The organism is Paraburkholderia aromaticivorans, assembly GCF_002278075.1.
Classification (GTDB): Bacteria; Pseudomonadota; Gammaproteobacteria; order Burkholderiales; family Burkholderiaceae; genus Paraburkholderia; species Paraburkholderia aromaticivorans.
Map to the genome: position 1 here is coordinate 1,340,939 of NZ_CP022990.1, position 14,524 is coordinate 1,355,462.

12 protein-coding genes are annotated in these 14,524 nt (G+C 66.1%); 5 read left to right on the top strand and 7 right to left on the bottom strand.

The window, feature by feature from the left end; genetic code table 11:
• Positions 1-58 precede the first annotated feature (58 nt).
• Complete coding sequence (locus tag CJU94_RS25715; protein WP_095421458.1) at positions 59-1,315, bottom strand: MFS transporter; 1,257 nt, start codon at positions 1,313-1,315, stop codon at positions 59-61.
• A gap of 373 nt (positions 1,316-1,688) precedes the next feature.
• Between CJU94_RS25715 and CJU94_RS25720 the strand changes: the two genes are divergently transcribed.
• From CJU94_RS25720 to CJU94_RS25735, 4 genes are all read left to right on the top strand, one after another.
• Positions 1,689-3,236, top strand: a complete 1,548-nt coding sequence (locus CJU94_RS25720; RefSeq protein ID WP_095421459.1) for a sensor histidine kinase — start codon at positions 1,689-1,691, stop codon at positions 3,234-3,236.
• Positions 3,221-4,588 (top strand): sigma-54-dependent transcriptional regulator, encoded by a 1,368-nt coding sequence (locus CJU94_RS25725; RefSeq protein ID WP_095421460.1) that lies wholly within the window; start codon positions 3,221-3,223, stop codon positions 4,586-4,588. The genes CJU94_RS25720 and CJU94_RS25725 overlap by 16 nt, the downstream gene beginning before the upstream one ends.
• 158 nt (positions 4,589-4,746) lie before the next feature.
• The gene (locus tag CJU94_RS25730; RefSeq protein ID WP_095421461.1) at positions 4,747-5,475 is read left to right on the top strand and encodes a hypothetical protein; all 729 of its coding nucleotides are present in this window, start codon (positions 4,747-4,749) and stop codon (positions 5,473-5,475) included.
• 33 nt (positions 5,476-5,508) lie between these two features.
• Complete coding sequence (locus tag CJU94_RS25735) at positions 5,509-6,099, top strand: hypothetical protein (RefSeq protein WP_095421462.1); 591 nt, start codon at positions 5,509-5,511, stop codon at positions 6,097-6,099.
• Positions 6,100-6,207: 108 nt separating this feature from the next.
• On the opposite strand, the gene CJU94_RS25740 is transcribed toward CJU94_RS25735, so the two are convergent.
• Positions 6,208-6,516 (bottom strand): DUF4148 domain-containing protein, encoded by a 309-nt coding sequence (locus CJU94_RS25740; protein ID WP_095421463.1) that lies wholly within the window; start codon positions 6,514-6,516, stop codon positions 6,208-6,210.
• A gap of 286 nt (positions 6,517-6,802) precedes the next feature.
• Entirely contained in the window at positions 6,803-7,012 is a 210-nt protein-coding gene (locus CJU94_RS25745) for a hypothetical protein (protein WP_244221077.1), read from the bottom strand.
• A gap of 246 nt (positions 7,013-7,258) precedes the next feature.
• On the opposite strand from CJU94_RS25745, the gene CJU94_RS25750 reads away from it, so the two are divergent.
• Positions 7,259-7,531, top strand: a complete 273-nt coding sequence (locus tag CJU94_RS25750; RefSeq protein ID WP_095421465.1) for a DUF4148 domain-containing protein — start codon at positions 7,259-7,261, stop codon at positions 7,529-7,531.
• Positions 7,532-7,599: 68 nt separating this feature from the next.
• Here the strand turns inward: CJU94_RS25750 and CJU94_RS25755 are convergent, their stop codons facing one another.
• From CJU94_RS25755 to CJU94_RS25770, 4 genes are all read right to left on the bottom strand, one after another.
• Positions 7,600-9,045 carry a heavy metal sensor histidine kinase gene (locus CJU94_RS25755; RefSeq protein ID WP_095421466.1) on the bottom strand — a complete coding sequence of 482 codons (1,446 nt, stop codon included), beginning with the start codon at positions 9,043-9,045 and terminating at the stop codon, positions 7,600-7,602.
• Positions 9,042-9,722 (bottom strand): heavy metal response regulator transcription factor IrlR, encoded by a 681-nt coding sequence (irlR, locus tag CJU94_RS25760; RefSeq protein ID WP_095421467.1) that lies wholly within the window; start codon positions 9,720-9,722, stop codon positions 9,042-9,044. The genes CJU94_RS25755 and irlR overlap by 4 nt, the downstream gene beginning before the upstream one ends.
• 5 nt (positions 9,723-9,727) lie before the next feature.
• Positions 9,728-12,961: an efflux RND transporter permease subunit gene (locus tag CJU94_RS25765; protein ID WP_095421468.1), complete on the bottom strand. Its 3,234-nt coding sequence runs from the start codon at positions 12,959-12,961 to the stop codon at positions 9,728-9,730.
• 78 nt (positions 12,962-13,039) lie between these two features.
• Positions 13,040-14,515: an efflux RND transporter periplasmic adaptor subunit gene (locus CJU94_RS25770; RefSeq protein ID WP_095421469.1), complete on the bottom strand. Its 1,476-nt coding sequence runs from the start codon at positions 14,513-14,515 to the stop codon at positions 13,040-13,042.
• Between the last annotated feature and the right edge of the window lie 9 nt (positions 14,516-14,524).

The window sequence follows — 14,524 nt, forward strand, 5'->3', positions numbered from 1 at the left end:
ACCAGCGCTCAGCAAGCTCCGTACCATCAGCCGAGGCGTCGGCTCACGCCAGCGAGCGTCACGACACCGGCGACGCTGCCTCGGCCGCGTGACGCGCCGCTGCGCCGTCGGCCGCGCATGCGTGCCTGAGCGACGCGCCGAAACTCAGCCACAACACCAGCGAGCCCGTCGACACCGCGCCGAGCGCGATAAAGGCCGCGGGATAGCCGAAGCGGTGCGCAAGAATGCCGCCCAATGCCGGGCTCAGCGCCGCGCCGGCCGCCTGCACGGTCATCACGACGCCCTGCCCCACGTTCACGCGCCCGCTGCCTTCCAGCAACCGGACCACCAGCGCCGGCACCGCAACGCTCTGCAATCCCGCGCCGATGCCGTCGAGCGCCTGCACCGGCCACACGCCCCACGCGTGAATCACCGACGCGGCGATCAGCCCGCGCATCGGCAGTGCGAGGAAGCTCAGCAGGATCACCCACCAGTAGCCGCGCCAGCGGATCAGCCGGGTCGCGAACATCGCGGCGGCAACCATCACGAGTTGCGCGATCACGATGGTCTGAGCGGTGAACGCGCTCGGCTCGCCCTGATGCGCCGCGACGATCGCGAGGCCATAGAGCGGCAACATGGCGGCATTGCCCAGGTGGAACAGCCCGAGCGCGGCGGCGAGCAGCAGCAACGGGCGCGATTGCAGCAACACCCGCAAGCCGCTCGCGGGCACGCGCTCGGCGGCCGCGCCGGCGCTCTCCTGCGCATCGGCGCCTCGCGCGGCATCGTGGTCGATGGCGTCCCGCGGAATCGACGAAACGGCCACGATCGACAGCAGGCCGAACAGCGCGCTCAGCAGGAACACCGCGCCGAACCCGTAACGCCAGCCCAGCCAGCCGGACAGTGCGGCCGCGACGACATTGCCGCCGTGATTGGCCACCTGGTTGCGGCCGAATTGCCGGTCGAAACCGTGCTGCCTGACCATCCCCAGCGTCATGCCGGCCAGCGCCGGGCCGATCGCCGCGCCGGTGATCGCGGTCGCCACCTGCGACGCGGCCACCATCCAGTAGCCGTGCGCGATCCACAGCAAGCCCGACGCGAGCATGGTCATCAGTCCCGCGACCACGACGAGGCTGCGCTTGTGCCGCGTCGCGTCCACCAACGCGCCGGCCGGCGAGGTCGCGAGCATGCCGGCGATGCCGCCGATCGTCATGACCGTGCCGATCTGATCGGCGCCCCAGCCGCGCGCCTGCAGGAATACGCCGAGAAACGGTCCGATACCGGCTTGCACGTCGGCCACGAAGAAATTGAGCGCTTCGAGCGCGCGTCCGCCTTTCACGATGGACTCCGGGCGATGAGCGGATCGTGTGCGTCGCGTGGCGAACCGGCGTGTGGCGAATGGCTCGAGCGTTTCGACTTGATCATGTGGATGTCCCCACTGGCGAGAAGTGCCGGGATGGCGGCGAGCCTTACGCAACTCATATGCCATTGGCGATGGCGGCGGTGCGCGCGTGGCGGGGAGCGGGCCTTGCCGCGCGACCGCGGCGGGCGCCGTCCATTTCGTGGACAGAGCCTGTCCAGTGGCGCAACAGCGGCGCCGCGCCCTTTCTCTCTCCCGGCCGCTCCTGGCGCTCGCCGATCGCCCACAGCAAAAGGCTCACTGCGGGCTGAATTCTTGCTAATGTCTAGCCCAAATCCTTTCCGGCGCGCTCATGACCGCAGTTCCCCGACGTTTATCGTTCGCCAGTCAGTTGGTCGTTTTCTGGTTGCTGGTCGCGATAATGTGCGCGGTCCTGATCGGGCTCGTCTGGTTCATGGCGCAAGCCAATCTCGGCCGCCAGATCGGCCTCGCGCGGCAGCAGGGGCTGGCCGGCTGCGAGACGATCGGATCGCGTTACGACCTGTCGATCGACCGGACGCCGCAGGCGGCCGCCGAACCGCGCGCCGGTCAAGCCGCACCCCAGCCTGCCGTCACGCCGGCCGTGCCGCCCGCCATGTCGAACACGGACCTGATGCACGCGATCCTCGACATCGTGCTCGCGCAGATGGACGGCATGGAAGGCGGTTTCTGGCGGCCGGACGGCACGCCGCGCGGCAGCTTCGAGGCTTACGCGTTTCCGACCTATCAGGGCAGCGGCCTCAAGCGCGACATCCCCGATGCCGAGACGCCCCTGATCCTGCGCACCTTGCGCGCGGCGTCCACGAGCCGGGCGGCGGCGTCCGATTTCGTCGAAGGCCAGCAGGACGCCGTGATCGTCACCGCGTGCCCGGTGCCGCACCGCGACGGCCTGTTGGCCTGGACGCTGTCGCGCGTGCATCCGCCGCTCGGGCCGTCGGGCAAGATCCTCGTCACGACGCTCGCGGTGCTGCTGGCGGTGATCGTCGGAATTGCCATCGCGCTGGGTGTTCTGCTGCGGCGCTGGCGCGCCAATCTCGCGCGCATCGAGGCGGGCCTCAGCCGGCCCGCCGACCTGTTCACGCCGATCGCGCCGACCGGCGAGCCCGACCTCGACAAGATCGTCCATGCCTTCAACGCTTATGGCGCGCGCGCCACGTCGTTGCAGCAGCAGGCGGGCGAACTGCATGCGCAACTCGCCGCCGCGGAGCGCTTCTCGGCGATCGGCCGCTTTTCCGCGCAGATGGCACACGAGATCCGCAATCCGATCGGCGCGATGCGGCTCAAGGCGGAGAATGCGCTGAACGGCGACGTCGAACGCAAGCAACGCGCGCTCGGCGCAATCCTCGAACAGATCCAGCGCGTGGAGCGCCAGTTGTCCGGACTGCTGGCGTTGACCCAGCCCGTGCGTGTCGAAGCGCATCGCGTCGAATTGCGCGGGTGGCTGACGGACCGGGTGGAATGGCATCATGACGCGGCCGCCCGGGCCGGCATCGCACTGACGCTCGATTGCGCGGACGGCCTTCCCGCGCAGGCTTGTTTCGATGCCGATCAACTGGCGCGCGCCACCGATAATCTGCTCCTCAACGCGCTGCGTCACGCGCCGCCCGGCGGCCAGGTGACGCTGCGTGCGACGCGCGCCGCCGAAGCGCTGCGCATCGAAGTCGCCGACGATGGACCCGGCGTGCCGCCGGCCGAACGCGAGCGCATCTTCGAGCCGTTCGTGACCGGCCACGCCGCCGGCTCGGGGCTCGGGCTCGCGGTGGTACGCGAGATCGCTGCCGCGCATGGCGGCAGCGCCTTTTACGAAGCGCGCGAGCGCGGTGCCTGTTTTGTGATCGAGATCCCATGGCGCACATCCTGATCGTCGACGACGACGATGCCTTCCGCGAAAGCCTGGCCGAAACGCTGGGCGACCTGGGCCATGTCGTCGCGCAGGCCGGCAGCGGCCACGACGCGCTTGCCAGGCTGGCCGGCGACGAACGCGTGGACTGCATGTTTCTCGACATCAGGATGCCGGACCTGAGCGGCATCGAAGTGCTCGAACGTCTGCGCGCGATGCCGACGCGCGAGGCACTGCCGGTGGTGGTGCTGACCGCCTTCGCCACCAGCGACAACACCATACACGCGATGCGGCTCGGCGCCTTCGAGCACCTGACCAAGCCGGTGGGGCGCGACGCGATCGCGTCCCTGCTCGGCAAGATAGAAGCCTCGAATCGCGGCGCAACAGGTGCCGCTTTGCAAGCCTCGAACGAAGAAGCCGGCGACACCGGTACGCCTCGCCTGCTCGGCAACAGTGAAGCGCTGCGTGACGCGCAGAAGCAGATCGGCCGTGCGGCCGCCACGGATTCGACCGTGCTGATCACGGGCGAGACCGGCACCGGCAAGGAGGTCGCGGCACGCGTTCTGCACGATGCGTCGCGACGCCGGCATGGGCCGTTTGTCGCGATCAACTGCGCGGCGATTCCCGCCGAACTTCTGGAGAGCGAACTATTCGGCCACGCCAAAGGCGCCTTCACCGGCGCGGTGACGCAGCGCTCCGGCCGTATCGCCGATGCCAACGGCGGCACGCTCTTTCTCGACGAAATCGGCGACCTGCCGTTGCCGATGCAGGCCAAGCTGTTGCGCGTGATTCAGGAGCGCGCGCTCACGCCGGTCGGCAGCAATGCGAGCGTCGCTATCGACGTGCGGATCGTGGCGGCGACGCACCGCGACCTGAGCGCGGAAGTGGCGGCGCGCACCTTCCGCGAGGACCTGTTCTACCGGCTCAACGTGATTCCGATTCACCTGCCGCCGCTGCGTGATCGTCCTGACGACATTCTCCCGCTCGCCGCGCACTTTCTCGCCGCCGCCACCCATCTTGCCGGTCCCGCGCGGACCTTGAGCGGCGACGCCGAGCGGCGGCTTCTCGCCTATGCATGGCCTGGCAACGTGCGCGAGCTGAAGAACGCGATGGAGCGGGTCGCCGCGCTCGCACGCGGCCCGCTTGTCACCGCCGACGATCTGGCTTTTCTCAACGCGCCGCGCGCCGGCACGAGTGAGATTCCCACCGCGCTGCTCGATCTGCCGCTACCGCAGGCGATCGAATGGCTGGAGCGCGCCGCGATCGAACGCGCGTTGCAGCAGACCGTGGGCAATCGCGCAGAAGCGGCGCGGCGCCTCGGCATCAGCCGACAGTCGCTCTATACGAAAATGGCGGCCTATAAGCTCGGTTGAAGCGCTTGCCGGTGTCCGCCCGGCCGACACCCGCTGTCCAGCGAGGTGACATCCACGCCGGGATGTCGGCGCTCGAAGCCCGATGCGGCGGGGCATAGCGGCATGGCATGGTGGTTGCAAAGACTCTTGCACGACATTGCAGTCGAAGGAGTCTGACGATGAACCATTTCAATCCAATCGCGCGTGCCGCGGCCGCGCTAGCCCTCATAACCGCGACGGCCGCTTGCGCCGCTCAGCCCGTGCCGCGAACTCAGGACGGCGCGCCCCTGCCGCCGCCGAGCGCCGACGCGCCAGTGCCGCCACCGCCTGCCCCCGTCGCCGCTCCGCGCGAGGGCGTTCCCACCACGGTGAGCGGCGTCGTGCGGCGTTTCGTGATCAATCCGGAGGGCGATGTCGACGGCATGCTGCTCGCTGACAACACGCTCGTCCGGTTCCCGCCGCATCTCGGCGCTCAGGTCGCCGCCACCATCGCGCCGGGCGCCACCGTCAACGTGAACGGCGTTGCTCAAGCGAACGGCACGCTGCGCGCCAGCCAGATCGCCGACACGACAAGCGGCCGCAGCATTGTCGATCAACCGCCGCCCGGCGCACAGCGTCTGCCGAAATCGCTCGCCGGTGTCGGACTCGTCAAGCTCGATGCCGCGGGCCGCGTGCTGCGTGTCACCAGCGCGCCGCGCGGCGAACCCGACGGCGTGCTCCTCATGGACGGCACCGTCATCAAGCTGACGCCGCCAGCGGCCGCGCGCTTCACGAACCTGTTGCAACCGGGCGCGATGGTCGCGGCACAGGGCTATGGCACGCGTAATCGCTATGGCCAATCGCTGCAGGCGACCGCGTTCGGCACACCCGGCAATCTCACGGTTTTATACGGCGACCTGGCCAGGTAACTTCAATCAGTCACTCGAACAAGGAGCTTCACCATGCATTGGATCGACCCCGCCTGCCTGCCGGAAACACGCGGCAAAGTCGTGCTGTTCCTGCTCAATCCGCACGGCGATGCCGACGGCTTCGTGCTTCAGCACCCCGACGGTACGCAACAGCAGGTGCATGTCCCGCCGCATCTGGGCAAACAGGTCGCACGTCATGTCATGCCGGGCGACACGGTGCGCGTGCGCGGTGTGAAACCGCGCGGCGCGGATCTGATCGCGGCGGTCTCGCTGACGACCCGGCAAGGCGTCGAGATCGTCGACGAAGGTCCGCATTCTCACGGTCATGACCCGAAGCATGAGCATGGCGGCGGCCATGATCGCGACGGCAAACCGATGGACGTGCAAGGCGAAGTCGTCATGCCGCTCTACGGGCCGAAGGGCGAACTGCGCGGCGCGCTGCTGGAAGACGGCACCTCGCTGCGCATGTCGCCGCATGCCGCAGCCGAACTCGTCGAATATCTGACGCCTGGCGTGCATGTGCAGGCGTGGGGACGCGGCGTGAAGAACAAGGCCGGTTGCACGGTGGACGTCCACGACATCGCCGAACTGGTCGACGAAGCGGCTGCTCACGCACACCATTGAAACCGGTGTGCGGTTCCGGATGAGTGCGGGCCCGCTTTCAAAGGCGCGGGCTCGCGCGGTCACGCTTCACGCTTCTCGCTTCTCGCTTCTCGCTTCTCGCTTCTCGCTTCACGGATGGTTGTACATCGCATTCCAGTCCGCTTTTGAAACGGCCGGACGCCCCGCGTCCGACGAACCGTTCGGCGTGCCGCCAAAACCTGTCGCGGCGTGACGCGCCGCCACCTTTGCTTCGGCGGCCTGAATATCGGCCGGATAGGTCGGATCTTCACCGCGTGCCGGGTTATAGCCCGCCTGCTCCAGTTCGATCAGTTCGGCGCGTACTTGCGCGCGCGTGAGGGGCTGGTTCGACTGAGCGAACACGGCAACCGGCGCGGCAAGGGCAGCGGCAACCACAACGGCTTGAATGAGCGACTTCATGATGACTACCTCCAGACTTTGCTTTGTCCTGCTACGAACAACCCTGTTCGCAACTCGGTGATGACAGTCTAGAAAGGTGAGCCCTTCAGAATAAGGGCCGCCAGTGGGGAGGATTGTTGTCGAATCTGGATAAACCGTGGCCGGGCCACCTGTCTCGCAACGAGACGGCTGGATCGGGCGAAAACGGGTATCGGCACGCCGCGCAACAGACCTTCACCGCATCCGCAACAACGGCCGCGTTCGCGGGCCTGCCGGCCTGCTTGCGAGACACGGATCGCGTGCCGCGCTAACGGCGCGGGAAGACACACAGATGCGTCTTCACATACAGATTCGGATTGCCGCAACGATGGCCTGCGTAGTCGATCTGCTCGCCCGGCGCGAGATTCGCCGGCGCCGCCGCTCGTGTCGAGTCCGACGTACCGGCCGGCTTGCGACTGTTGCCTGCACATCCGGCAAGACCCGCAGCAATGACGGCCGCGACGAGAAATCTGAACATGAATGCACGCATGTTTCGCCGCCCGGCCGCTCGTGAAAGAAGAGTGTCATCGTGCTCCACGAAGGTCGCCGTCAACCTCACGCCGGAATGACAAAAATCTCATGCACGCCGCGCCAGATGACGCTGTTGGCCACGCCACCCGCATCTGTCATTTTTTTCATTTTGCGGTCACGGTGGCAAACCGCCCGCGACACATACTGGGCTCATGAATCCGCCAACCGGCGGTCATCACGAAGGAGATTCGATATGAACGTTACCAAGCTCGCCACCCTGTCTGTCGCCGCAATGGCGTTGATCGGCGCAGTCTCACAAGCGGCGCAGGCACAAGGCAAGACTCGCGCGCAGGTGCATCAGGAGCTCGTTCAAGCCCAGCATGACGGCGTGATTCCAAACAGCAAGACACAATATCCGCCCAGTGCGGACAGGGTTGCCCGCAACAAGGAGTTACACGCGCTGTCGTGGCATGCCGGCGAAAAGTCACCGCCAGTGGATCATCACGACACCTTCGCGGCGCGATAGCGTCACGTAGCGCCGGGGGCCGACCTCCCCGGCGCAATTGTGCGTCTGTTGCCGATCAAGGTGGCCCCTCAATCCTTGCGCACCGGCTCGCGGTTCACGAGGGAGCTCAGGCCGCCCCCCACGCACTCGCGTCGCGGAAAGCGCAGCCAGAAACGCGTGCGAATATCAGGCTGGCTTTCGCAGCCGCAGTGTCCCGCGTGGCTGTTCATGATCGACTTCACGATGGCGAGGCCAAGCCCCGTACCCGATGCCGAGCCTTGCCGCGAAGGGTCGACACAATAAAACCGCTCGAATATGCGCTTGAGATGATGAGCCTCGATGCCCCGCCCCGAATCCGACACGGTCAGCGTGGTTGAATGGGCGTCTTCCTTGCAGTCGATCGTGATGATGCTGCCCTTCGGCGCCTGCACGAGCGCATTCGACAGCAGATTGCTGAGCGCGCGCTGGAAGAGCAGCAGATCGGCATGCACCGTACCCTGTCCCGTCACCTCGATCCTCACCTGCGCGTCTTCGGCCATCGGCTCGTAATAGCCCGCCACGCGCCCGGCTTCCGCGGCCGCGTCGAGCGGGCGAAAGGACAAGGCCGCGTCGGCCTGCTCCGAGCGCGCGAGGAACAGCATGTCCTCGATCATGCGCGACAGCCGTTGATATTCGTCCACGCTCGATTCGATCACGTCACGGTAGTCTTCCGCGGTCCGGGGCTGTGACAGCGCCACCTGCGCGGCGGCAAGCAGATTGGTGAGCGGTGTGCGCATATCGTGCGCAAGATTGGATGAGAACTGACTGAGCCGCGTAAACGACTCGTCGAGTCGCGCCAGCATGCCGTTAAAGGCATGCTCCAGCTCCTTCAATTCGCCCGACGCGTCGAGTTCGGGCAAAGGCTGCGCGAGCCGGCTCGTCGACATCGCCTCGGCCTGGGCCGCGAGCCTTCGCAGCGGGAGCAAGCCCAGCGTGGCGATGCCGTATGCGAAGGCGGCGGAGAGAATCACGCCGAACACTTCGATGACGACCGCGGTATAGACCTGCGCCCGCAACAGGGCCCGGTCGCTGGTTCCATCGTACTGAACGGCGACACGCACCGACGACCCGGCCGCGTCATTGAGCGGCGCCATGGCGACGAGGTAGCGAAGATTCGAGTCGGCCGGTGTGAGACCGGCCGGCACCCGGTCCACGCGGGCGGTGAGAAGCGGCGCATAAGACTGGAACCCGGGCGTGCTCAACAGGCGCTGACCCGCTGCGTCGAAGATGGCAAGCGCCATGTTCTGGTGTCCATGCAGCAGGTCGATCCACGTTTGCGCATCGTGGGTAATCTCGTCGGTGGTCTGACTCGTGACCAGATGCGATTGCAGCCCCGCCAGCGTGCCGGACATGAGTTCGGCTGCGGTGGACTCGAGTCGGCTTCGCAGTGCCTCGCACAGCGCGAGGCCGCTCAGCGCGAGAATGATCGAGGTCGACAGAATGATCAGGACCGTCAGCCTCGTGCGAAGCGTTCGTGGAACGACGCTTCTGATCAATTGCCACCCCCCCTGACTTCGAGCACGTAGCCCATGCCTCGTACCGTGTGAATGAGCTTGGGTTCGTAGGCGTCGTCGACCTTGAAGCGCAGCCTCCTGATTGCCGAATCCACGACATTCGTGTCGCTATTGAAGTTCATGTCCCACACCTGCGAGGCGATCGTCGCACGGGGCAGGATTTCGCCTTCCTTGCGCATGAGCAGCCACAGCAGCGTGAACTCCTTCGCCGTGAGCAGGATCACATCGCCCTGACGGGTCGCTTTGCGCCGCGTCAGGTCCAGTTCGAGATCGGCAACTTTCAGCGACATGGAATCGCGCGGCTTGCCGCGCCTGAGGATCGACCTGACGCGCGCGACCAGTTCGACGAAGTCGAACGGCTTCGCGAGATAGTCGTCGGCGCCGAGTTCCAGCCCCTTGACGCGGTCCCCCACGTCGTCGCGCGCGGTAAGAAACAGCACGGGCGTGGACCGTGTGCGGCGCAGATTCTGCAGCAGCGTCCAGCCGTCCTGTCCCGGCAGCATCACATCGAGAATCAGCAGGTCGTAGTCTTCCGTCTCCGCCTGGTGCTGACCCGTGACACCGTCTTCAGCCCAATCGACGACGTACCCCGCCTCCGACAGCCCTTTGCGAAGATAGGCGCCGGTCTTCGGCTCGTCTTCCACCAACAGGATCCGCATGCAAGCTACCTCTCAAAGATGCCGTGCCGGCGCCGTATCCGGCCCGGCAAGACGTTCGCCAGCCGGCTCATGGCAAAGGCGCGCCACGACGACGTGTGCGCAGCCCGGTAAAGCACGGGTAACACCAGCAGCGTCAGCGCCGTGGACGACAGAATGCCGCCAATCACCACCGTTGCCAGCGGGCGCTGCACTTCCGAGCCAGTGCCGGTTGCGAATGCCATCGGCAAAAACCCGAGCGAAGCAACGAGGGCCGTCATCAGGACGGGCCGCAGCCGCGTCACGGCCCCCTCACGAACGGCCGCATCCAGCTGCGCGCCCTCTTCCCGCAGATTTCTGATGAAGGAAATCATGACGAGCCCGTTCAGCACCGCGACGCCCGAGAGCGCTATGAAACCGACCGCCGCGGTAATGGAAAGCGGAATGTCTCTCAACCAGAGCGACAGCACGCCGCCGCTCAAAGCGAACGGAATGCCGGTGAATACCAGCAAGCCATCTTTAGCATTATTGAACATGATGAACAGCAGGACAAACACCATGAAGAGCGACAGCGGCACGACCAGCTTCAGGCGCTCGCTCGCGCTTTGCAACTGCTCGAACTGTCCACCCCACGACAACCAGTAACCGGACGGCACCTGCACGTCCTCGCGTATCTGCTCGCGTGCGTCCGCCACGAACGAACCGACGTCGCGCCCGCGGACATTCGCGCTCACCACCACGCGCCGCTTGCCGTCTTCCCGGCTGATCTGGTTCGGACCCGGCGTGACCTCGACCGTGGCCAGTTCGGCGAGCGGCACATACGGCGCCTGGACGACAGGCACGCTGCCCCTTCCGGCCGCCGCGGACGGTAACGCAAACGGCAACGCGATCGGCAGCCGCTTGATCGCCTCGATGTCCGTGCGAAGTTCGTCCGCCAACCGCACCACGATATCGAAACGCCGATCGCCCTGGAACAGCGTGCCGGCTTTCTGCCCGCCCACCGCGGCCGCGACCGTGTCCTGCAGGTCGCCTACCGTGACGCCGTAGCGCGCCAATTTGTCCCGGTCCACGTTGATGGTGAGAACCGGCAAGCCGGTGGTTTGCTCCACCTTCACTTCGACGGCGCCGGGCACTTTCTGCAACGCCGCGGCGATCTTCTCGCCGGTGCGATCCAGCACCGCCATATCGTCGCCAAAGAGCTTCACGGCCACGTCGCTGCGCACACCGGAGATCAGTTCGTTGAAGCGCAATTGAATAGGCTGGGAGAATTCGTACGCATTCCCTGGCACTTCATCGAGCACCGCCTCGATCTCCTGCACCAGTGTCTCGCGCGACTTGTTCGGCTGCGGCCACTGGTCCGTGGGTTTGAGCATGATATAGCCGTCGGACAGGTTAGGCGGCATCGGATCCGCCGCGATTTCCGCCGTACCCGTGCGCGCAAAAACGCGGTCGATTTCAGGAAACCGTTGCTTCAAGGTTTTTTCGATCGCCTTTTGCATGCTGACCGACTGGGAGAGACTCGTGCCCGGAATACGCAATGCGGCGACGGCCAGATCTCCCTCGTTCAGACTTGGAACGAACTCGCTGCCAAGGCGCGCCGCCAGCCCCGTGCTCAACGTGACGATCACCGCGGCGCCGAGAAACACGCGTTTCGGACGCGTCATGAAGGCGGTGAGCAGCGGTTCATATAGCCGTCTTGCCCAGCCCATCAAGCGGTTTTCCTTTTCTTCGACGCGTTTGCCGATAAAGAGTGCTATAGCAGCAGGAATGAAGGTGACTGTCAACACCATCGCCGCGCCAAGCGCCATCACGACGGTGATCGCCATAGGGTGAAACATCTTCGCCTCGACGCCCGTGAGCGCGAAGATCGGCAAGTAGACCACCATGATGATCAGTTGCCCGAATATCAACGCACGGCGCGCTTCCTGCGAGGCGCCGAACACTTCGGCGAAACGCTCTTCGCGAGTCAACGGCCGGCCGGCGAGCGTCTGCGCGTGAGCGAGGCGCCTGACGCAGTTTTCCACGATCACCACCGCGCCGTCGACGATGATGCCGAAGTCGAGCGCGCCCAGACTCATGAGGTTCGCACTCACCTTCGCGTTGACCATGCCGGTGAACGTCATCAGCATGGATAGCGGAATGACGAGCGCCGTAATCAGCGCCGCGCGCAGGTTGCCGAGAAACAGGAACAGCACCACGATCACGAGCACCGCGCCTTCGAGCAGGTTCTTCTTCACCGTCTGCACCGCTTTGTCGACCAGAACGGTGCGGTCGTACACGGGAATCGCGCGCACGCCCGGCGGCAGTGTGCGATTGACGTCGTCCATCCTGGCGGCGACTGCCTTCGAGACCGCGCGGCTGTTCTCCCCCATCAGCATGAACACGGTGCCGAGCACGACCTCCTCGCCGTTCGACGTCGCGGCGCCCGTGCGCAATTCCCGGCCGATATCCACCTGTCCGACATCCTTGATGCGAACCGGCACGCCGCCCACGTTGGTCAGCACGACATTGGCAATGTCTTCGGCCGAGCGGGCCTGGCCGGGCACCCGCACGAGATACTGCTCGCCGCGTTTTTCGATGTAGCCGGCGCCCACATTTTCATTGTTGCGCTCGAGCGCCCGCACCACGTCCGCCAGCGTCAGCCCGTGGGACATGAGCTTGGCGGGATTCGGCGCGACCCGGAACTCCTTCACGAAGCCGCCGATGGAATTGACCTCGGTGACACCCGGCACATTACGAAGCTGGGGCTTGATGACCCAGTCCTGAAGCTCGCGCAGATCCGCGGGCGTGTAGCGGGTCCCGTCCGGCTTGAGGGCCGACGCGTCGGCCTCCACCGTCCACAGGTAGATCTCGCCGAGTCCCGTGGAAGTCGGGCCCATGGCCGGCGTGGCGCCGGGTGGCAGCTTGTCTTTGGCTTCCTGAATCCTTTCGTTGACGAGCTGGCGTGCGAAGTAGATGTCGGTGCCGTCCTCGAAGATCACGGTCACCTGCGACAGGCCATAGCGGGAGATGGAGCGCGTCTGGGCCAGATTGGGAAGACCGGCCATCGCGGTCTCCACCGCGTACGTGATGCGCTGCTCGGCTTCGAGCGGCGAATAGCCGGGCGCGGACGTATTGATCTGAACCTGAACGTTGGTGATGTCAGGCACGGCGTCGATGGGCAGTTTCTGATAGCTGTACACGCCGACGGCCGCGACAGCGGCTATGGCCAGCATGACTAACCAACGGTGCGCGATGGCGAAGCGAATCAGTCGCTCGAACATGGAGAGGGTCCTCTGGAACCGGGTAACGGGAGCGCGGCCTGCCCGCGGCAAGTGCGAGGCGCTTCATGCGCCGGGGCGCTACTCTTCCTCGACGCTGCCCTTCCCGAGTTCGGCCTTGAGGACGAAACTGTTCGAAGCGGCATACTTTTGACCGGGCCGCAGTCCGTTCACGATTTCGACGACCTTGTCGTCGCGGCGTCCCGTCTGAACAGACTGAGCGACAAACCCTCCGCGCGACTGCACGAAGATGGCGGGCGCGCCGTCGATGTCCTGCAACGCGTCGGCCGCCACGGCGAGCGGCACGCTTTGCCGGCCGGCATCCACCGACACATTGACGAACATGCCCGGCCGCCACGCGCCGTCGGGATTCGGCAAGACCACGCGCGCCGGCGCGGTGCGGGTTTGCTCGCCGAGCAGCGCGCCGACGTAGGCGATCGGACCGCTCGACTTCGATTCGAAAGCGGTGGCGCTGACTGTAGCGGCGCGGCCGACCCGCACTTCGTTCAGGTGCTGGGCCGGCACCGCCATCTCGGCCCACACGGACGAGAGGTCGGAGAGAACGAAGAGCCTGGCATCCGCCGCGATTGCCTCGCCTGGCGTCGCGTGCTTTTCGACCACGGTGCCGGCAAACGGCGCGCGCAGCTCGTAACGGTTCAATGCGGCCGCCGACGCCGGCGCATCTAGCGCGGAGAGTTTCGCGCGGGCGTTCTGCGTGGCGATTTCGGCTTCGCGCAATTGCACCTGCGCCTCAAGATAGTCCTGCTCGGCCGAAATGCGTTCCTGCCACAAGGTCCTTTCGCGCGCGTACGAGGTTCTCGCCGCGGCGAGCCGGCGCTCCGCGCTCAGCAGTTCACTTCTGCGATCCGCGAGATCGGTGCTGACAATGACCGCCAGCACCTGGCCTTTGCCCACCTTCTCGCCGGCCGACACGCCGACCCGCTCCACGATGCCCGCCACGCGCGGGACCACGTGGGCCGTGCGATCCTCGTTAAAGCGGATTTCGCCGGGAAGCTGGACAGTCGTGAGCACCTGGGCGGGAGCGGCCTCGCCAAGGCGGATCTGGGCCGCGTCGATTTGCGCCGCATTGAGGGCGATCGCGCCGTCTGCCCGCGAAAAGACGAACGACGCGGATTGCTCGCCCCACTTGAGGTGAATGGCCGCGTCGAACACGTGAGGCTTGCCGATCGGTTCGGCGGATGTCCACTTCTGGCCCGCCGGCACGAATTGGAGCGGCATTTTCGAACCGTCGTAGCGGGTGATGGTGCCCGACAGGGCCACGCCGCGGTCCGCCGGCTCGCCGTCGACGAGCGGATAGACGATGAGCCGCGCGTCCCCCGGCTTTTCGGACAGCACGATTTCGACCGACAGCGCGCCATCGCCAAGAACGGTGCCGCCGTGGCGGCCGGACGGCTCCTGCGCTGCCGCTGAAGCGTCGCCGCTACCCGGAGCGCCTCCGGCATCCGGCGACTCGCGCGTCAACGCGAAGGCGGCGAGCGCGATGCTCACGCTGACGAGGGCCGCCATGGCGGCGATGAGGCGTTTTCTGCGCGGCATGACAAATCC